Below are 20,360 nucleotides of genomic sequence, written 5' to 3'. Positions count from 1 at the left end.
TTACTGACTATATTAACACTTTCTGAAGTGACTAAACAAAAGGAAGCCCCGAAATCACACAAGCAACTCTGTCAGCACATATAAAACATAGACGACAGCTACAAATAAAATGAGAGTGACGGTATATAGCCCTTGTCTTTTTCTCTTCTGCTGCTGAAGCGACGCACGGCCGCTGCTTTGGCGGCTGGGAGATCTCCTCTTTGCCGGCTCGCTTTTCTTGGCCTCGCTGCTGAGGGCGGCCAGCAATTCTTTACGCATGGTCCCTGCATCAGCATATTTGCCCTGCAGTGATTTAATCAGTACAGGAGCCATCGCCTCCAGCTCTTTCTTTTGCCTGACTTTCTCCTCCAACTGCTTTACCCCGGCTTCGCTTCGTGCGAATCTTTGCGGATAAGCCAGGTTGATGGCCACCATGGCAGCAGCAAATAAATCATAGGAGGGCTCTGCTTTTCGGGAACCGGCACGCCAATAACCTCTGTCAAAAAACTCTGTATACTCCTTCACCGCTCTCCCCATTTTTGTCGTTCCGCCAACATCTACACAGCGAAGAGCATACGGCGGTCCAGATACAATTAAATTGTCAGGCTTAATATCGCCAAATATCCAGCCAGCCTCATGAAGAGTTTGCAGATTTTCGAGGAGCTGCAACAGCAGGACGCCAATCCACGAGGTCCCCCTTGCCTGGACAAAATCGGATAATGTCGGTCCTTGTATGTACTCCATTACATAAAAAGGATGTACCCCCCAGCTGCTTTCCCAGTCATCAGCATCTAACAAAGAAGGTCCAAGGGAAGACCCCTGGACCTTAGCAAACGCCTTCAAAACGTTCATTTCAGCCGTGATAGATAATGGATTGCTGAACTTGAGCGCTGCTGCTCCAGACGCTCCATTCACTAAATACACTGTACCAGCAGCTCCCTGGCCGATCATCCGTTCCACTAAATAAGCTTGCTTGTGCCATTTGCCGTGTATGACCGTCCCTCGGCTAATATTAAACTGATTTTTCGATGTATTCATCATCGCCTGACAACCAGCCTTTCCTGCTTCGCTTCGTTTGGAAACGGGAAATAGCTTCACGAATCGCTGGACCCGTCGGTGTTAACCCGCCGGGAGACAGCTTTGAAAACATAGATGTTAGTGAATCCAGCTGCGGCGTCCAATCAAGCAGCTGCTCCGTATCTTTTCTTTTCCCGGGAAATATCCATAAGGAGAAGCGGCTGCTTCCCATTCTGGCATTCATGCTTAGCGATAAGTCGAGAAGCGCCTCCTTCACTGTCGGCAGCTTGCTTTTCATGCTGGCACTCGTATCAACTAAAATCAGCACCTCCAAGTTGGCTGTTTCACCCAGCTCATCCACTACCTCCATCACTTCGCCGCGGGTATCAGGGGGCAATTCATCCAGCTCTGTTTCCTTATGCAATATTTTCTTTAACTGTTCGTTCACTACCCCTTGCAAGGTTTGAGTCATTGCTTGCCTTGTGACCATTTGAACAGTGTGAGATAGCTGCTTAGCACAAACCGTCTGGCTAATGCCGCCTCCTGATAAAGCAATCTGATCAATTTCCTGAAGTCCGCGCTGATCTGCGGCATCATCATCTATAATTCCAATAACATTCACAGTAATCCCCTGTTCCCTTGCTAGAGCAGCCATGGCAACCGGATCTTCCCCATGATTTGAGCAGCCGTCTGTCAACAATAAAATTTGCTTGATCGTTCCTTGATTCATCATAACCCCTCCAACCTTAACGAGTTATCTTCAGCCTCGCCAGAAAGAGGAAAAATTATACTTGAATAAAAGCCCAAACCCCTTCCCTCAAGAAATTTTCTTTTTCTTTTTTGAAAAGCCGAACTGCATCGGGATAGATGTCCATTTCGGCAAGTTGTGTTCTACCTTCGCTACCACTACCGTCATATCGTCTTCAATTTCCCCGGACCTTGTCCGGATCACCTCTTCAATCAAAAGATCAGCAATCATCTGCGGATCATCCGTTTCCATTTCCTGTATTTTTCTTTTCATCCACAAATCCTTGTTCTCTACATTTTTCGGCCCTTCAAAGATGCCGTCACTCATCATAATAATTAAATCTCCGGACTTTAGCTGCTCACTCACTACATCTACTTCAAATTCCTGTAAAATACCGATCGGCAAATTGCTCGCCTCTATCTTCATAATTTTATTGCCCCGCTTAATGAAGCTTGGGGTGGAGCCTACCTTCAAAAAGTTGGCAACGGCATCCTGCAGGTCAATGATGACTAAGTCAAGAGTTGAGAAAATTTCGTCAGTTGTCCGCAGAGAAAGGATGGAATTGACTGATTTAATAGCAACCTTCTCTTCGATGCCTGACTTTAAAATTTGCTGCAGCAGCCGGAGTGTTTCATGGCTTTCATAATGAGCCCTTTCCCCATTCCCCATTCCGTCGCTGATCGCAACAGCATACTTTCCTGCCCCCAGTTCAATGGTGGAATAACTGTCTCCGGACACTAATCCGCCTCCTTTGGCCGCGTGGGCTGCCCCTGTAGTGACAGCAAACGCTTTCGCGGACCGGAAAACAACATGGCAGACACCGGCAGGACCGCCCTCACATTCTTCTTTATGCACAATGACATTGTCACCCAAAATATCTGACAGCATCGGAGCGATCACCTTTTGGCATTCTCCATGGCTGTTATAAGTAAACGGAAGACAAATCTCAATATCTACATTGCTTTTTTGCAAGCTGTATATATCCACATATTCAATTTCCAAACCAAACGCTTCGATCGCTTCTAATATTTGTTCTTCTTGGTTATAATGATTTTCCCGTTCCCGCTGAATTTCCTCGGCAAAGTCACTCATGACTTCTGAAACGCCGCGAAGCTGTTCGGCTACAAGCTTGCGGCTGTCATGCACCTGCTTTTTCAGCTTTTGATTTGCTTGATAATATGTTAACTGCTGCTTGATCGCTTCCTCTACCCGTCCAGGCCGGAAGCAATGGGCATCGAGCTCCCGCGACAGCCTTTGTGTCAATCCGGCTTGGCCTTCATCAAGCTCGCAAAGCACATCCTTCATTAAGTGATAGGTTTGATGAAAGTTTTTCGTCCAGCATTGCTCTTTTTTAAAGCAGGTCTGGCAGGTCTTTTCAGTGACATGGCTCAAAAACATATCCAGCTCCCGTTCTTCATAATTATCCAATGCTTCAATGTTATATTGGGAAAAGCTTTTGGATAAAGCCTGGAATACTTCAGAAAACTGCTCTACTCTATTCGCTGTGACGTCTCGCATCTTGCGCAAATATTGCTGTTGCTCATTGGAGTGCTCGGCTGTGCCGGGTATAAGCTTGGCCAGCTGGTCAGTAACAATTTTCGGTGTCAAAAATAACAGCGCAACCGCTGCCAGCGATTCGTATAATGTTTGCATAAGAGGTATTCCCTGTTCTCCGTACATGCCAGCCAGTAATGTAGCAATCAGCAGTCCGCCGGCTGCGCCCGCTTTTCGCCATTCCTTTAATAATCCGCCAAGCAAGCCGGCAAAAGCCAGCAAGCTCATTTGAAAAAAGCTGGACACACTGGCAAGGCTGAAAATCAGCCCAGTGACGACGCCAACAGTAGAACCGACAGCCGCTCCTGAGATAAATGAGAAGATTAACACTAAATACCTCGAAAAAATATGTTCAATGGATAAACCGTAAAGCGTCCAGCCAATCGTACCGGACGTGATGGAAGCAAGCATAATAATTAAACTGACAATTTCTTCGGTTTTTAATGCCTTTATCCTTTTTTTCAGTGATAGAAAAGGTATGCTCTGCATAAAGATAAGAGTGAGCACGAATGCCAGGGAGGATTCAATGGCAGCCATCAGTACATCATAAGGAGCAAACTGCTGGCCGCTTTGAAAATAGGAAAATGCAGTTTTTACCGCCAAGACCGTAAAGAATACAAAGAACGGCAGTGACACAGCATCTTCCTTATGGAAATTTTTCAACATTCGATAGACAACTAGGAACACGGCGATCGAAAAAAAGGAATAACTCATTTGCTCAATGGACAAGGTTAAAGATCCTGCAAGCAAACCAATTAAAGCAAGTGGAGCACAATCGCGCCGCAGCATAAAAGCAGCTGCGAAAAAAGGAAGGCCGAACGGGGTTAAATGAGAAAGGATTAAAGCCCGTCCCAATAAAAACCCAATAATAAGCAAGATAAAGCCTTTTTCAAGCAGCAGCACCTGCAAATGGCCGAAAACCTGCTTTACCCCTTTAAACACCTCCAGCTTTGTCTCCTCTAATGCCACATGATTAACCGGCTCCGTCAAACTTCTTTCCGCTTTCTCCATGTTAACAACTCCCATCCACGTTTCTTTGCCGCAATTATACAAAACAATGCTTTCAAAGTTTGTCAAAAAGAGAAGACTTCTCAAAAAAACGTTCGACAGCAAGAAAAGCCACTTTTTTTATCAGCCGGATGAGAGCATACAGACCTTTTATTGGCTCGGAATAAAATAATTTTTGATAAACTATTAAAAAGTAATTGACAATTGCTTGCAACCTAAGTATTATATTCATTGTGCTTCAATTCTACTTCAATTATGGCGGTGTAGCTCAGCTGGCTAGAGCGTACGGTTCATACCCGTGAGGTCGGGGGTTCGATCCCCTCCGCCGCTACTAAGAAAAGCCAATACAGCCGGTTGCCGGCGCCGATTTATGGGCCGGCCGCTGCTGTTCACGAAAAAGGCCCGTTGGTCAAGCGGTTAAGACACCGCCCTTTCACGGCGGTAACACGGGTTCGAATCCCGTACGGGTCATCGGCAAAAAAACCAGATTTCAAAGGATCCAAGCGGTCTGTCTGAAATCTGGTTTTTTATTTATGAATTTAGTGGCATATTTTGGCCTATTGTTTCGGATTATTCACATTTTTAGCTTCTTCCGTCCAGCCGGGGGCTCCCGACAGACGGCTGTTAATAAAAAACGGCTTTGCCCAGTTCTTATAACTGGGCAAAGCCGTTTTTGCTGCTGAATGTTTTCCGATCCGATCATAGATATAATTAAATAGACAGCAATTAACCCCGTTTCGCTCCTCTACCGCCGCGGCGCGATTCTGTTTGGCGTTTCAAGGTAGACAGACGATCTTCGCTTTCTTTCAGAAAGCGGGCCATTTTTTGTTCAAAGTTTTCTTTCGGAGCTGAATAGTTTCCTCCTCCTCTTGGTCCTTTAGAGCGGTAATCATTGTTTCTTGGACGGGGACGATAGGACTGCTGTTGCTGTTGCTGCTGCGGCTGGTCTTTCGCCTTGCGGATGGATAGACCAATCTTTCCATCACTTTCCACATTAATGACTTTTACTTCTACTTCATCGCCGACCTTCAAATGATCATTGATATCTTTTACATAGTTGTCCGCCACTTCACTAATGTGTACTAATCCTGTTGAGCCTTCCGGCAGTTCAACAAACGCTCCAAATTTAGTGATCCCTGTCACTTTACCTTGTAACTTGCTGCCTACTTCGATTGACATAAAAAAAATGTTCCTCCTTAGAAATGATCAAACTTTAACCTTTATTATATTACGAAAAAAAAAGGTGTCAATATACCTTCTTATTCTTTACTTTTCCCGCTGTTCCCATCTGATTCAGGAATATTAAAGATAATCTCTCCATCATCCGATAAAAAATACTTTTTCCTGGCCAGCTCGGCGATGTATTCATCGTCTTCCAGCCTCTTCAATTCTTCTTCATATTGCTTCTGCTGCTGCTTTAACTCTGCAAGTGTTGCCTCTGCTTCTTCCTTTGCAAGCTTTTGCTCTTCAAGATGGGCCGTTCGTGAGTAAAGAGTCGACATCAAGCCAATAGAAAGAATCAGGGCTACGATCATAAAGGCCCCCAGCCTTCTGTAAAGCTTTTTTTTGTGCCTTGCCAGAAACAAGTCTTTTCTCGCACGGCTGAAGACAAAGGCGTTTTTCAAGGCAGTTACTTTTTGTTTGTTTAAACCGCTCATTTCCCTTCCTCCCGGCTCATTTTTTCCAGCGATTTGCTTTATTGATAACTGTATTCTTGACTAATAAGAAAAATCCTGCCAGCTTCTCATTTAAAATAGCTGCTTTCTTTTGTATTCTATCAGGAAAAAAGCGCCAAACCAAGAAAACAGGCGAGAAAACAATCTTTCCTACCAATAATAATAGGGAAAGGGCTGTTTTGGCAAGAAGCAGCAAAGTCTTTCCTATTAAACCAGTTACAATAAGGACTGCTTTGATGATGAGCTTAATTGGGAGGATAATGAGAAAATAAAAGCATTTCTTTAAAAATAAGAAAAGATTGACTACTGTTAAAATAACTTGTTCAAGAAGCCGCGCATACAGTCGTTTGAACAGTGCCTGATAAGCTGAGTAGCCACAAAGAAGCGCCAGAAACAAATAGAGGCGGATCTCTCCGAAATTCACCCGGTATAAGCAATAGAAGATTAACAATCCAAATACACACCAAAACACAATATCCGTGAAAAAAGAAATGATTCGCGGCCGGGTCTGCCGCTTTAAAAATCTTTGATAGGTGTCCAGGAATGCTCCAAAGAAAATCCCCATGGCGATCATCGACAATAACGTTTCAAATTGAACGGTTAGCGTCATTTGAACAACTTACTAAATAATCCTTTTGATTTATCGCCCGTGGATTGATCTGTGTAGACAAAGCTGGAGATGCGGCCTTTAATCGCCACCAGCCCCCGGTCTACGTCTAAGTTTTTCATTTGCAGATTTTCACCTTTTATAATGAGCATTCCCATGACAGTGACCAGTAAAAATTCCTCGCTGTCGAAGCTTTCTACTTGTTTGACTCCGGTAATTTCCATGATCTTTCTGCCTTGCATGACAATATCATGGCCATCAGTTGAGCGATTATTAACCGAATCATACTCCTGATTCATCTTTCTCCCCCTCACTGCAAAGTACAAGCTTTGCCACTAAATGTATGCAAGCAGGAGCAAAACTATGAGGGGAAGGAAGAAATTTAAACCTATCAGTCTTTTAAGCGGCCGGCCTCGCTTATTCGTTGATTCTTTCTTCTTTCAGCAATTGATACATGCCGGCTGCTTCTTCTTTTCTTGTCGTTTCCTGGAGTTTTTCTACCTTTACAGTCAGCACGCGCTGACCTAGTCTAATAGACAGCTCGTCTCCTTCTTTGATGTTAGAGCTGGCCTTTGCCGTTGTCCCATTAATAGTGATTCTCCCTTGATCCGCTACTTCCTTTGCTAATGTTCTCCGTTTAATTAATCGTGAAACCTTTAAAAATTTATCTAGTCTCATTGTCGACATCTGCTTCTCTCCCTTTTTATAAACCTAATTTTTTTGCCTCGTCCCAAAAAGCATCCAGCTCATCCAATGAAAAATCCTCAAATGGCCGGCCGCTCTCTTTCACGCTCTTTTCTACATGGTTAAAACGGCGGTAAAACTTTTCATTTACTTTTGCTAAGGCTTCCTCTGGATGAATATCATAAAAGCGGGCAACGTTAATCAGCGCGAACAGAATATCACCGAATTCATCGAGTTGTTTGCTGCTATCCTCATTCTTCACCTCATCCAGGAATTCCTGCCACTCTTCCATTACCTTTTCCATCGCACCGGCAGCGTCATCCCAGTCAAATCCTGATTTGGCCGCCTTTTTTTGCAATTCATAAGCCCGCAGCACCGCCGGCTGCCCTTTAGCGACTTCATCCAGCCGAAAAGACGGGGCTCCCCCTTTTTCTTCACTTTTAATCTTCTGCCAATTCGAAACGACGGCCTCTGCATTTTCGGCCGTCGCATCGCCAAACACATGGGGATGGCGGCGGATCATTTTCTGGGAAATAGATTGAATCACATCTTCAATCGAAAACATGCCTTCGTCCTCGCCAATTTGAGCATGCAGCATTACTTGGAGCAGGACATCCCCCAACTCTTCAACCATGTGATCGTCGTCTTCACGGTCAATTGCTTCCAGCAGCTCATAAGCTTCCTCTATTAAATACTTTTTCAAAGATTGGTGCGTCTGCTCCCGATCCCACGGACAGCCGTCCGGGCCGCGCAAGGCGGCAATAATTTGGCGCAGTACAGAAAACTCTTTGTAAGTATCTTCTTCTTTTTGCACAGGCGGCACATACAAAGACGTGAGGTTATTCAGCGTTACTTGCCTGTCCAGCTCATATAAAGGCAGCTGCTTTATTTGTTCATTTGCACTTCCAGCCGCCGTCACGATCGTCACAGGATAATCATCCGGATATTTATCCATCAATGTCAACTTCACATCGGAGGCCACGAACGCATCATATACTTGGGCAATAACTATGTGCTGAAAAATGTTTAGGTCTTCTTTTTTTAAAGCGGTGCCGTCAAGAAATTGAAAGCCTTCGATCGGATCTGCCCCAACAGAAGCGAAAAGATCATCCAGAAAGCTGTGCCCGCCGGCAATCGTTACATCTAATGTCCCTGCTTGCTTCTGCTCAAGCAAGAGCTGGACTGTCTTTTCAGCCACAATCGGATGGCCCGGCACCGTGTAAATAATATGGCCGTGCTCCTCGGCTTTCTCTGTTAGAAAAGCGGCAATCTCTTCATAGACCGCCTCAAATTGATCATGCTTTTCATACATATAGTCTAAGCTTTCAAAGCGGATGCCTTCCTGCTGGAGCTCGTGAATCACCGGATGGTCAAGCGTGCGGGCAAAAGCCTTTCCTGCTGTTAATAATAATCTGTATATGCCAAGAGGCAGCTGATTGATATCTCCGGCTCCAAGGCCGGCAATAGTAATAGATGGCGTCATGTTTCCTCTCTCTTTCCACTGTGATTTTTGAATGGCTTAGTTGAGCCTTTTGCTCAGCCGGCTGCCAAACGGGATTTGCTGAAGTTCTTCTTTTGTAAAAAGCTTTAGTTTTAAAATGATATAAATAAAGACAAACGCTCCGATCGCAACACTGCTTAACGCCAAAAGCGTCATGACCAGCCGGCTGCTTTCTTCGTGGGGCCAGGCATAGCCGACAAGCCATTTCCAAGCCTGCAGCACAGCCGTCATGCAAAAAGCCGCAAAAAGAGCTTTGCCGGCTGCTGCTTTCTCGATCAAAACGGTCTTCCACTTCTTCTTAAGAAAAATGCCCAGAAAAACGGCAATCGATATAAAGGCAAAAAGCGTAGCAGCGGCTGCTCCTGCTGCTCCGAAACGGGGAATCAGCCCTGCATTTCCAATATACTTGAAAACAAGACCTGTTAATACAGCGAGAGCCGGGATAAAATCATTTCCAAATCCCTGTAAAATACCTGTCAATGTAAGAGCAAGTGAACTAAACAAAATAGAAGCACAAAAAATAGACAGAATAAAAGAGCCGCTGCTATTTTCAAACAGCATGGTATTAACAGCTCCCATAATATTGATTAATCCGGCCGTCGCTGCCAAGCCAAAGGCAAAGCTGGCTTTGAGCGCCAGCTGGATACAGTTGTCGAGCTCCTCTTGCCGGTTTCTGCGATAAGCGGATGTCACAAGCGGAACAATGGTTAAAGCCAGGGAAGCGGCGGCCGTCGTGCCAAGCTGCAAAAGCGGCTGACCGCGGTCGTAAGTGCCCTTGGCAATTTTTGCTCCCCACTCATCCATGCCTGCTTTAAGAAGCCCATCGTATAAATTAAAAGAATCAATTAGCTGAAACAAAACAATCCCTATGCTTGAAAGACAAATAGCAGCCGATTGGATAAAAAGCAGCCGAATGTCTCTCCCCGTGATTAAACGATCAAGCTTTGCCTTTCTTCCCGCCGACAGACCTTGTTTCCGCGTAAAGTAAAACAAGACCCCTACAGCAGCGACACTGCCTGCTATAGAGCCGGCAAAGGCGCCTGCTCCCGCCGTGTAAAGCGAAGCGCCTCTCCCAATCAAAACAGAGGAAAACAATAAGATCGCCCCGACACGGATAGATTGTTCCACTGTTTGTGAAACAGCTGTAGGCACCATATTGCCCTCTCCCTGAAACGTTCCCCGCCATACAGTCAGAAACGGAATAAAAAGAAAGGAGAAGGCCACAATTTGAAGGAGCGGCTGTAAAGAGGGGTCTCCCATTTGATTGGCGATTCGTTCTGACCCAAAAAAGACGAGTGCCCACAACAACATGCCTGTGCCCGCTGTCACCCAGTAAGAAAGCCGGATAACCTCACGGCGCCGCTGCAAGTCCTCTCCCGATTCGGCTACCAGCTTGGAAATAACGACCGGAAACCCGTATGTAGCCAGGGCTGTAGCAATCCCGTAAAAGGGGTATATCTGCTGGTAAATATAAAAGCCAATATCCCCCACTATATTTTGAAACGGGACGCGGTACACAGCACTTAAAACTTTTATAAAGATAGCCGCCATCGTTAAAATAGCGGCTCCCCGCATCAATGAATTTTTTTCTTTCAATGGCACTATCAACACTCTGCCCTTCTAAAACATACTGCCTTCAACTTAATATATTTACCCTGAAAAGCGCAAGTGCCTTGTTCTGCCCAGACAGACAAATGTTCGGCAGCTTGGCGCTTTTATATCGCCATTCATCAAAAAAGGAAGCAGCTTCTCTTCTGCTTCCCTTCCCGATTAACTTTCCATTTGCTTAGCTAAAAAGCTGGCGGCGGTTTCGGCGGATTTCCGCTCTACTTCTCCGATCGCTCGTTCATCAGAGAAAATAACAACAACGCCGATTGGGTCTCCGCCTGCAATAATGGGAGCAAGCGTATACGATTGCACCTTTTCTTCACGTCCGTCTACGAATGACACCTGCGCCTGCGGATGGTGCAGCATGCTTTGCCGATCATCCATTGCCTTTTCGATCACTTCGCCAATGCTTTTATTCACGTATTCTTTTTTGGATACTCCGGCAGCAGAAATAATCGCATCGCGGTCACAAATTAATACAGCCGAGTTCAGACTGTCATGCAAGGCCTCTGCATATTCTTCAGCAAAGTCGCCTAGTTCACTAATAGGAGAGTATTTCTTTAAAATAACTTCCCCATCCCGATCAACGAAAATCTCCAGCGGGTCTCCTTCCCTGATCCTTAATGTACGGCGGATTTCCTTTGGAATGACGACCCGTCCTAAATCGTCGATTCGACGAACGATACCAGTTGCTTTCATCTTATGTTGCCTCACTTTCCTCAGATGATTAATTGACAATGGACCAGCGACACGAGACCGATGGCATTGCCCCTGTGATTGTTATTATTTATCATCTGGGAAGTTCTATACATTTTGTTGTGTTTTTCCCTCTATTTTTTCGCAGTTTCCAGATTTTTTATGATATCAAAAGCCATTTCAAACCATGTATCGGTTGTCATATTTCGGCTGTCGATGGTCATCTTCAGCTTATTGTCTTCCATGCCCAAGCCGACTGAGCGGCCGTGCTTGTTGCATATTGCAAACACTTTCGAACCGTCGATTTCCTTCGTGCCGGCTTCGTTCATCAATATATAGACGGATTCTTTTTCCTGTTTAATTAATTCCAGCTGAGCAGCTGCAGCGTACACTTTCATTTCAGCCACTTTAAAGAGGTCTTCCACCTCCCGCGGATAATCCCCAAAGCGGTCGATCATTTCTTCTTTCAGTTCCTCTGCCTCTTCTAAGGATTCAATGCTGCGGAACCGTTTATACATCTCAATTTTCTGGCGGCTGTCTTTAATGTAAGCATCCGGGATATAGGCATCAATTGAAATTTCTGCTTCGAATGAAGGCGCCGCTTCTTTTTTGTCGGTGCCTTGCTTTTGTTCGATTGCTTCCTTCAGCATTTGAGAATATAAATCGAAGCCGACGGAATCGATAAATCCATGCTGCTGAGAACCGAGCAAATTCCCTGCGCCGCGGATGGATAAGTCGCGCATCGCAATTTTAAATCCGGAGCCAAGCTCGGTGAATTCCTTGATTGCTTGCAAACGCTTCTCCGCCTGTTCCGATAGCACCTTATCTTTGCGGTACATGAAGTAGGCATAAGCTACCCGGTTGGAGCGCCCGACACGGCCGCGGATCTGGTACAGCTGGGACAAGCCCATCCGGTCGGCGTCATGGACAATGAGCGTATTGACATTCGGTATATCCACACCTGTTTCAATGATAGTCGTGGTGACGAGAACATCAAATTCTCCTTCCAGAAAACTTAAAATAACCGTTTCCAGTTCCCGTTCGGTCATTTGCCCATGAGCATACGCCACCCTGGCATCAGGCACAAGCATGGCAATTTCGTCAGCCTTGCGCTCAATATCCTCTACGCGATTATATAGATAAAACACTTGTCCTTCCCGGGCAAGCTCCCGCTCAATGGCTTCGCGGATTAAAGCAGGGTTAAGCTCAGCGACATAGGTCTGCACCGGAAAACGGTTTTCCGGCGGCGTTTCAATGACAGATAAATCCCGCACGCCGAGCATCGACATATGGAGGGTTCGCGGAATAGGTGTAGCTGTTAATGTTAAGACATCTATATTTGTCTTCAGCTGCTTAATTTTCTCTTTATGCGTTACCCCAAAGCGCTGCTCCTCATCGACGATTAACAGGCCGAGATCGTTGTATTGAATATCCTTGGATAAAAGGCGATGCGTTCCGACCACAATGTCCACCGTGCCGCTTTTAAGCCCCTTAATCGTTTCCGTCTGTTGCTTTCTTGAACGGAAGCGGCTCAGCAAGCCAATCTCGACAGGAAAGTCGCGGAAACGCTCGCTCATCGTTTCAAAGTGCTGCTGGGCAAGGATGGTGGTCGGCACAAGGAAGGCAACTTGTTTTTCATCGGCAATCGCTTTGAAAGCTGCCCGGATGGCTACCTCTGTTTTCCCGTAGCCGACATCTCCGCACAGAAGACGATCCATCGGCCGCTCTTTTTCCATGTCTATTTTAATTTCATTAATGGAGCGCAGCTGATCTTCCGTTTCTTCATATGGAAAGGATGATTCAAACTCCCGCTGCATTTCGCCATCAGGAGAAAAGGCATAGCCTTTAGCCGCTTCCCTTTCGGCATAAAGCTTGATTAAGTCATCGGCAATATCCTGCACAGAAGACTGAACTTTATTTTTTACCCGTTTCCATTCACTGCCGCCCAATTTATATACCTTCGGCTCTTTTCCTTCCGAACCGACATACTTCTGGACCAGTTCAATTTGTTCTACCGGAACATAAAGCTGGTCTGTTCCTTGATATTTAATATTTAAATAGTCTTTGTGCACCCCTTTAATTTGGAGTGTCTCGATACCTAAATATTTTCCGATCCCGTGGTTTACATGCACCACATAATCTCCTGGCTTTAGCTCGGAATAGCTTTTAATCCGCTCGGCGTTAGACAGCTTTTGCCGGCGTTTGCTTCTTTTTGGCTTTTTATTGAAAAGCTCCTGCTCGGTAATGACCGCAAGATGCAAAGCCGGAAATTCAAAACCGGCTGTTAATGTGCCGCGGGCTACTTGCACTGCCTGCGGAATGATGCTGTTTCTCTCTAGCGAACTAGCGGCTTCAATCTCATAATCTGCTAAAACTCGCTGAACCTTGGCAATCCTCTCCTCATTTTCACCGAGAAACACCACAGTCATTCCAAGCTTCTTCCACCGCTCTACCTCCGCATGGAGAACATTCATCTGTCCGTGAAAATCCTGCATCGGCCGCGAAGAGAAATTGACGATGTTCTCCGGCTTCGTATGAGCCACTTGCCGCAAAAATAAAGCTAGATAAATAATCGGCTGGCGGATAGTAGATAAAGCCTCTGTAAAGTGATAAGAAAGCTTAATATCATGGATGATCTTGCCTTCTTCCAGCAAACCTGTATACCATTCCGCTTCCTCTTGCTGAAGGGAGTCATTCATTTCAGTGATCCGGCTAATTTCATCAAAAAAGACAAGGCCGTTTTGCGGTAAGTAATCGGTTAAATTCATCGAATTTTCATAGAGCAGAGCAGTATATTTCGTTAGCCCTTCAATCGGTATCCCTTGTTTCAGCCGGTCGATCTCAAAGCCGATGTTTTCTTGAATCAGCTGTTTCGTTTCCGCTTTCTTTACTTTTTTCAGTGATTCTTGCAAAGCTTCTTCCAGCCTTTGAGACAAGATCACAAGCTGCTCTGGAGAATAAGGTGTTTCCGTCACCGGACCAATTTCAATAGTAGATTTGTTCTCAATGGAACGCTGATTTTCCATGGAAAATGTACGGATCGAATCCACTTCTGTATCAAATAGCTCAATACGTACAGGATGCTCAATCGTTAATGGATAAATATCGATAATGCCGCCGCGCAGACTGAATTCACCCGGAGCATAGACCATATCGGTACGCTGGTAGCCCATTTGGACAAATTGATGAATCAGTTCCTCTAAATGAACTTCTTCACCCACGGCAATCGTCCTCTGCAAACTGGCCCATCTCTCTTTTGGAGGGAGGAGCTTGCGCAATCCGGCCACCGGAACAATATAGACACCTTTTTCCCGATGCACCATATGATTCATTACTTCAATCCGCTGGGCACGCAGTTCAGGACTGGCCACGCTGATTTCCGCTGCTATTAATTCATTAGCAGCGTATAAATACACCTCTTGTTCGTCGATAAACTGAACCAAATCGTCATATAGCTTTTGCGCCTGCAGCAGGTTGTACGTCACTACAATAATCGGCTTGCCTGTTTTTTCATAGGACGCCGCAATGAACAGCGCCCGTGATGACCCTGAAAGTCCCGCTGCCAGCTGCTCCTTTAGCCCTCCTGATATCCCCTCGAATATAGATTGAATGTCATTGTTCTGTAAGAGAATCTGTTGTAAACTATTCACGCTTTCTTCCTCCCCTTAAATGGACGCTTAACTGTCCGTTCAGCCAGGGCTTTCTGTATATGGCCCCGGTGGAAAACAGAAAAATGCTTTGGATCGCTATCCAAAGCTGTTTTAATGTATAAAATAATCATATTCATGAAAATCGGGATTCCTTTGCAGAGATTCCTCGCAATCTTCACATATCGTTTTGATCGTCACATTTCCTTCTGAATCATATTGAACCATTTCGATCCTCTCGTCCTCCGTCAGGGCATGAATGCCAAGCTGCCGACTGGAAACGACCGGCTGTTTAAGGCTGCCAACTGCTGTGCCGCAATGGCGGCAAACGTAATGAATGGCCATGTGTGTCCTCCTTTGCTGCTAACCACCGTTATGTATTAACGTTAGTATAGGCAGAGAAGGCACCATTTATTCATGTTTGGATATTATATTCATTCATTACTTCCAGAAACGGCTTCTCCAGCCAAGCCTCCACAGCATCTGCACTTTTTGCAACGGCCTGTTTCATTTTTTGCTGCTCATCTTCCGTAAATCTCCCTAACACATAATCCACAACCTTCATAGGCGGAACCGGACGGTCAATCCCAATACGGATGCGGTTGAAGTTTGGCGTGCCCAAATGGGAAATAGTTGACTTGATCCCATTATGTCCGCCAGCACTGCCCTTTTGGCGGAGGCGGATGCGCCCGGCCGGCAAGTCTAAGTCATCATAAATGACCACCACATCGTCTGTCGCTATATCATAATATCGCATGACCTCTCCGATGCTTTCCCCCGATAAATTCATATATGTAAGCGGCTTAAGCAAAATGGCTTTTTCTGTTCCCTTCCGCACAATTGTGTAAATGCCTTTGTGTTTTGCTTCTGTAAGCGGGGAATGAAAACGCTCGGCTAATTCTTCAATGACATCAAAACCGATATTATGCCTCGTACCTGCATATTTTGCTCCCGGGTTGCCGAGACCAACAACTAGCTTCATTTTCTGCACCTCAAATTTTTCTTCACTAAATTAATTTAAGTATAACGCACATGAAGCAGAAATTATACGCTTAATTATATTCCTCCCTGCTTTCACACATAAAAAAACGGCCCATGTTAAATGGGCCGTTTGTTATATTATTCTTCCTCTTTCGCTTCTTCCGGCTCCTTGCCTGCTTCCGACTCGCCCGCATCGCTTTCCTCTGGCTCTTCCTCTACACGCGGAGCAAGGATAGATACAATCACTTCATCATCCTCATGGTTGATGGTGAACGGCTGGCTGCCGCGAATATCGCCCACAGACAGACTGTCGCCGATAGCTAAGTTGGAAATGTCTACTTTTATATTTTCCGGAAACTCGCTTACCTTTGCCGTTACCGAGATCTCAAACAGCGGTTGCTGCACTACACCGCCTTCTGTTGCTCCGGCGGCTTCTCCTTCCAAATCAACCCGAACATTGGAGGTGATTTCGGATGATAAATCTACCGCTAGAAAATCAGCATGGACAATGTCATTTTTTATTGGATCTTGCTGGTAATCATGTAAAACCACATTTTGTTTTTTTCCATCTACTGTTAAAGAAATGACGCCGTTGCGGCCCACCTCTTTTATGACTCTGAAGAACTCTCCTTCATTGATGAAAATAGATTTTGCCTCGACATCTTTTCCATAAACAACAGCAGGGAAATTTCCATTTTCACGAAGTTCCGTTTTGGCAGACCTTTGAAATTGATTGCGTTGTTTTGCTTCAAGTACTGCATTCATTAGAGAAACTCACCTTCCTGTATTATGATCTCTGTCTGAAAATCTGGTCTTATTCATCTATTCCCTCATTGCTTGCTAAATAAACATGAAAAAGATCAGGCAAGCGCTTCTCTCTAAACACATACGGAAATAGCCTTCCCTCTTGAAGCCGTCATATGGGCTTTTTCGAGGGAAGGCTATTTTGTTCGTGCAAAGGCAGTCCTGCCGCTTTTCTATTAATCAAATAGTGTGCTGACAGATTGCTCTTCATGCACGCGGATAATTGCTTCACTGATTAAAGGAGCAATAGACAGTTCAACGATTTTATCAGTCTTTTTCTCTTCAGGAAGAGCAATGGAGTTGGTAATGACAAGCTCTTTAATATTAGAGTTTTGAATGCGCTCGATGGCCGGGCCTGAAAGTACAGGATGCGTACAAGATGCATACACTTCCTTCGCTCCGTTTTCAACGAGGGCGTTAGCCGCAAGTGTGATCGTGCCAGCTGTATCAATGATATCATCAATTAAAATGGCAATTTTGCCGTCGATGTTACCGACAATATTCATTACTTCAGCTACATTTGGTCTTGGACGGCGCTTATCAATAATGGCAATCGGCGCTTTTAAGCGGTCAGCCATTTTACGGGCGCGCGTAACTCCGCCATGGTCAGGTGAAACGATAACAATGTCTTCTCCGCTGAAATTTTTTCCTTTGAAATAATCAGACAGAATTGGCACACCCATTAAATGATCTATTGGAATATCAAAGAATCCTTGACTTTGCGGTGCATGCAGATCAAGTGTAATCACACGGGTTGCTCCTGCAGTTTCAAGCAAATTGGCTACCAATTTAGCGGTGATTGGTTCACGGGCGCGGGCTTTGCGGTCCTGACGTGCATAACCGTAATAAGGAATAACGATATTAATTGTTTTAGCAGAGGCTCTCTTTAGAGCATCAATCATAATAAGCATTTCCATTAAGTTTTCATTAACTGGCGCGCTTGTCGATTGAACGACATATACATCGCAGCCGCGAATACTTTCTTCAATGTTAATTTGTATCTCTCCGTCACTAAAACGCTTTACGGAACACTTCTCTAATTCTACACCGATGATTTCAGCGATTTCTTCCGCAAGTTTTCGGTTGGAATTAAGGGAAAAGAGTTTCAATTTCGGATCTAAATACTGATTATGCATGGGTGGACCTCCGCCTTTATTTTTTAAAATTTAATTTTTCTACATAATTTTCTTTATTTACTTGACGGGCACGGGCAATAGATAACGCCTCTCCAGGTACGTCGTCAGTAATAGTCGAACCTGCTGCCACATATGCTCCCTTGCCTACCGTCACCGGAGCGACTAGATTGGAGTTACAGCCGATGAACACGTCGTCTTCAATTTTGGTTAAAAATTTATTTTTGCCATCATAATTCACAGTGATCGAGCCGCAGCCAAGATTAACCCCGCTGCCTACTTCCGCATCTCCGATATAGCTTAAATGAGAAGCTTTGCTGCCTTTGCCGAAAACAGTCTTTTTAATTTCAACAAAGTTGCCAATCTTTGCTTCGTCGCCGATCTCAGAAGCCGGACGGATGTGAGCAAACGGGCCGATCGCTACGCGTGCACCGATTTCACTATCAGCAGCTACAGAGTGGCGAATAACGGTTTCATCGCCTACTTGGCAGTTGTTGATTTCACTGTTCGGGCCAATTTCGCAGCCGGCGCCGATCGTCGTGTTTCCTGATAGCACCGTTCCTGGATGGATCACCGTATCCGAACCGATCACCACATCCGGACCAATAAAAGTATTTTCCGGGCTAATGAGCGTTACGCCGTTGCGCATATGCTGCTCATTCACGCGGTCACGCATAATCTTCTCCGCCTGGCTTAGAGCCACACGGTCATTGACGCCTAACGTTTCATTAAAGTCTTCTGTCTGATAAGCTGCTACTTTTTCTCCAGCCTTCTTAAGAATTTCAATGACATCCGGCAAATAGTATTCGCCTTGGGCGTTGTCATTGGAAACCTTTTTCAAGGTGTCGAATAAATAACGGTTATCAAAGCAATACGTACCTGTATTAATTTCTTTTACTTGACGTTCTTCAGCCGTTGCATCTTTATGCTCAACGATTTTCTCGACCATTCCCTGTTCATTGCGGATGATCCGTCCATAGCCGTCAGGCGTCTCTGTATACGCCGTCAAAATCGTTGCTTTCGCTTGCTGCTCTTGGTGATAGTTTACAAGCTTTTCCATAGTAGAAGACTTGATAAGCGGTGTATCGCCGCAGACAACAAGTGTGCAGCCGTCTTCTTCTCCAAGAATTGCTTCTGCCTGCATCACTGCATGGGCGGTGCCCAGTTGTTCTTCCTGCAAAGCAAATTCGCTTTTTTCGCCAAGATAGCCTTTGACTTTTTCTGCGCCATGGCCAACAATCGTCACAATTTTATGTGTATGTAAATCGGATATTTGATCAATTACATGCTCTACCATCGGTTTACCGCATACAGGGTGCAGCACTTTGTAAAGCTTGGATTTCATTCGAGTGCCTTTGCCTGCTGCAAGAATGACAGCATAAATATTCGTCATTGAGGGTCCCCCTATAACCTTTTATCCTTATTGACTATATCTTAAAAGGTCTCTTATTTCAAGACAGCTTAAAAAATGACAAATTTTTGTCATTGAATCAGCTATAAATAAAAAGGGAGAAAAGAAAGAAAATTCCAAACTAGACAATTAGAGGAGAAACTTGGGGATTTTTTCAATTAAAAAAGAGCCATACATATGAAGTAGGCTCTTGTTGCGCTTAAATTTATGAAGCTCCTGCTTCTTCCAGTTCCACTTCTTCCAATTCCCCTAGACGGTGATACTCAGCTAAAACAGCATCTTGGATTTTACCGCGTGTGTTGGAGTTGATTGGATGGGCAATGTCACGAAATTCGCCATCTGGCGTACGTTTGCTCGGCATTGCTACAAATAAGCCATTATTGCCATCGATTACGCGGATATCATGAATAACGAATTCATTGTCCAGCGTAATAGAAGCAATCGCTCTCATGCGGCCATCCGTATTGACACGTCGTAGTCTCACATCAGTTACTTCCATTCTGTTCACCCCTTTTTCCCCTATATAAAAAGCCTAAACTAACTATTCAATAATATTTAAAATATTCCTTCTTTTTTTTGAAAAAAATTTACTTTATTTTAAGAAGATTCTTTTTATCCTGCCTATGGCCGGAGGGATGGCTGATTTGTCTTCCAGGCGCTTCGCTTTCCGCAGGGCGGGCGGTGAGCCCGCAGGAGTCTTCGTGCCCTTCATTTCAATCAGCAGGATTCACAGGAATAGGACAGACTTACAGCCGCACCTGTTTGAAGACCGAGGGAGCCAAAGGAGGGAAGGGTTTAGAGGTGCCCGGCCCATGAGCTTGGAGGGATTGGTTATTTTTTCTGCGCTCTTGAAATAAAACAAAATAAAAAAGGAATTCGGAATAAGAACCTTCCGAACCCCTTTTGCCGACAAACCGATACTGGCGATTATTTCACGAGTGCGATCACTTCAATCTCAACCTTCACGTCTTTTGGAAGTCTTGCCACTTCCACACAAGAGCGGGCTGGTTTATGTTCGCCAAAATACTGGCTGTACACCTCATTCACAGCTGCAAATTCGTTCATATCAGCAATGAAAACAGTAGCCTTTGCCACGGTATCAAGTGAAGCGCCGGCTTCAGCCAGGACAGCCTGCAGATTCTTAAATACTTGATGGGTTTGTTCTGTCACATCACCGTCAATTAGTTCCCCTGCAGGTGTCAACGGGATTTGTCCAGAGCTATAAAACAAGTTATTGACAATGATGCCTTGAGAATACGGTCCAATGGCCGCTGGTGCTTGATTAGTCGCTACTACTTTCATTCTA

General features: G+C 45.0%; 19 protein-coding genes and 2 tRNA genes. 2 read left to right on the top strand and 19 right to left on the bottom strand.

Features of this window, described 5'->3' with window-relative positions; all coding sequences use genetic code 11:
• Positions 1-54: 54 nt before the first annotated feature.
• The 3 genes from BBA02S_RS14925 to spoIIE form a co-directional block, all read right to left on the bottom strand.
• Complete coding sequence (locus BBA02S_RS14925; protein ID WP_041101920.1) at positions 55-1,020, bottom strand: protein kinase domain-containing protein; 966 nt, start codon at positions 1,018-1,020, stop codon at positions 55-57.
• Positions 992-1,726 carry a vWA domain-containing protein gene (locus BBA02S_RS14920; RefSeq protein ID WP_041101918.1) on the bottom strand — a complete coding sequence of 245 codons (735 nt, stop codon included), beginning with the start codon at positions 1,724-1,726 and terminating at the stop codon, positions 992-994. Before BBA02S_RS14920 ends, BBA02S_RS14925 begins: the two co-directional genes overlap by 29 nt.
• An 87-nt stretch (positions 1,727-1,813) precedes the next feature.
• The gene (gene spoIIE, locus BBA02S_RS14915; RefSeq protein ID WP_041101953.1) at positions 1,814-4,309 is read right to left on the bottom strand and encodes a stage II sporulation protein E; all 2,496 of its coding nucleotides are present in this window, start codon (positions 4,307-4,309) and stop codon (positions 1,814-1,816) included.
• 254 nt (positions 4,310-4,563) lie between these two features.
• On the opposite strand from spoIIE, the gene BBA02S_RS14910 reads away from it, so the two are divergent.
• Positions 4,564-4,637: transfer RNA gene (locus tag BBA02S_RS14910), tRNA-Met, on the top strand.
• Between the two features lie 68 nt (positions 4,638-4,705).
• Positions 4,706-4,777, top strand: a tRNA-Glu gene (locus BBA02S_RS14905).
• A gap of 255 nt (positions 4,778-5,032) precedes the next feature.
• Here BBA02S_RS14905 and BBA02S_RS14900 read toward each other — a convergent pair.
• From BBA02S_RS14900 to BBA02S_RS14825, 16 genes are all read right to left on the bottom strand, one after another.
• Entirely contained in the window at positions 5,033-5,485 is a 453-nt protein-coding gene (locus BBA02S_RS14900; RefSeq protein WP_041101916.1) for a S1 domain-containing RNA-binding protein, read from the bottom strand.
• Positions 5,486-5,565: 80 nt separating this feature from the next.
• A complete protein-coding gene (locus tag BBA02S_RS14895) occupies positions 5,566-5,964 on the bottom strand; it encodes an FtsB family cell division protein (RefSeq protein ID WP_041101914.1) in 399 nt (132 codons plus the stop codon).
• Between the two features lie 16 nt (positions 5,965-5,980).
• Positions 5,981-6,592 (bottom strand): spore cortex biosynthesis protein YabQ, encoded by a 612-nt coding sequence (yabQ, locus tag BBA02S_RS14890; RefSeq protein WP_041101912.1) that lies wholly within the window; start codon positions 6,590-6,592, stop codon positions 5,981-5,983.
• A complete protein-coding gene (gene yabP, locus BBA02S_RS14885) occupies positions 6,589-6,888 on the bottom strand; it encodes a sporulation protein YabP (protein WP_041101910.1) in 300 nt (99 codons plus the stop codon). The genes yabQ and yabP overlap by 4 nt, the downstream gene beginning before the upstream one ends.
• A 118-nt stretch (positions 6,889-7,006) precedes the next feature.
• Entirely contained in the window at positions 7,007-7,267 is a 261-nt protein-coding gene (locus BBA02S_RS14880; RefSeq protein ID WP_041101950.1) for an RNA-binding S4 domain-containing protein, read from the bottom strand.
• 25 nt (positions 7,268-7,292) lie between these two features.
• Positions 7,293-8,756, bottom strand: a complete 1,464-nt coding sequence (yabN, locus tag BBA02S_RS14875) for a bifunctional methyltransferase/pyrophosphohydrolase YabN (protein WP_041114455.1) — start codon at positions 8,754-8,756, stop codon at positions 7,293-7,295.
• Between the two features lie 36 nt (positions 8,757-8,792).
• Positions 8,793-10,376 carry a putative polysaccharide biosynthesis protein gene (locus BBA02S_RS14870; protein ID WP_231557228.1) on the bottom strand — a complete coding sequence of 528 codons (1,584 nt, stop codon included), beginning with the start codon at positions 10,374-10,376 and terminating at the stop codon, positions 8,793-8,795.
• Between the two features lie 168 nt (positions 10,377-10,544).
• Positions 10,545-11,081, bottom strand: a complete 537-nt coding sequence (gene spoVT / locus BBA02S_RS14865; RefSeq protein WP_041101907.1) for a stage V sporulation protein T — start codon at positions 11,079-11,081, stop codon at positions 10,545-10,547.
• 131 nt (positions 11,082-11,212) lie between these two features.
• Complete coding sequence (mfd, locus tag BBA02S_RS14860; protein ID WP_041114454.1) at positions 11,213-14,728, bottom strand: transcription-repair coupling factor; 3,516 nt, start codon at positions 14,726-14,728, stop codon at positions 11,213-11,215.
• 111 nt (positions 14,729-14,839) lie between these two features.
• Entirely contained in the window at positions 14,840-15,070 is a 231-nt protein-coding gene (locus tag BBA02S_RS14855) for an anti-sigma-F factor Fin (protein ID WP_041101903.1), read from the bottom strand.
• A 70-nt stretch (positions 15,071-15,140) separates the two neighbouring features.
• Positions 15,141-15,707, bottom strand: coding sequence for an aminoacyl-tRNA hydrolase (gene pth, locus BBA02S_RS14850; RefSeq protein ID WP_041101901.1), 567 nt, complete (start codon positions 15,705-15,707; stop codon positions 15,141-15,143).
• 137 nt (positions 15,708-15,844) lie between these two features.
• Positions 15,845-16,471 (bottom strand): 50S ribosomal protein L25/general stress protein Ctc, encoded by a 627-nt coding sequence (locus BBA02S_RS14845; protein ID WP_041101899.1) that lies wholly within the window; start codon positions 16,469-16,471, stop codon positions 15,845-15,847.
• 215 nt (positions 16,472-16,686) lie between these two features.
• A complete protein-coding gene (locus tag BBA02S_RS14840; RefSeq protein WP_041114453.1) occupies positions 16,687-17,646 on the bottom strand; it encodes a ribose-phosphate diphosphokinase in 960 nt (319 codons plus the stop codon).
• A 16-nt stretch (positions 17,647-17,662) separates the two neighbouring features.
• Entirely contained in the window at positions 17,663-19,036 is a 1,374-nt protein-coding gene (glmU, locus tag BBA02S_RS14835; protein ID WP_041101896.1) for a bifunctional UDP-N-acetylglucosamine diphosphorylase/glucosamine-1-phosphate N-acetyltransferase GlmU, read from the bottom strand.
• A 223-nt stretch (positions 19,037-19,259) separates the two neighbouring features.
• Complete coding sequence (gene spoVG, locus BBA02S_RS14830) at positions 19,260-19,553, bottom strand: septation regulator SpoVG (protein WP_041101893.1); 294 nt, start codon at positions 19,551-19,553, stop codon at positions 19,260-19,262.
• A 428-nt stretch (positions 19,554-19,981) separates the two neighbouring features.
• A complete protein-coding gene (locus BBA02S_RS14825) occupies positions 19,982-20,356 on the bottom strand; it encodes a RidA family protein (protein WP_041101891.1) in 375 nt (124 codons plus the stop codon).
• Between the last annotated feature and the right edge of the window lie 4 nt (positions 20,357-20,360).

Source organism: Bacillus badius NBRC 15713, assembly GCF_001591605.1.
Taxonomy (GTDB): Bacteria; Bacillota; Bacilli; order Bacillales; family Domibacillaceae; genus Pseudobacillus; species Pseudobacillus badius.
Note: the sequence above shows the minus strand (reverse complement) of the source record. Positions and strands in the feature narration are given on the sequence as shown.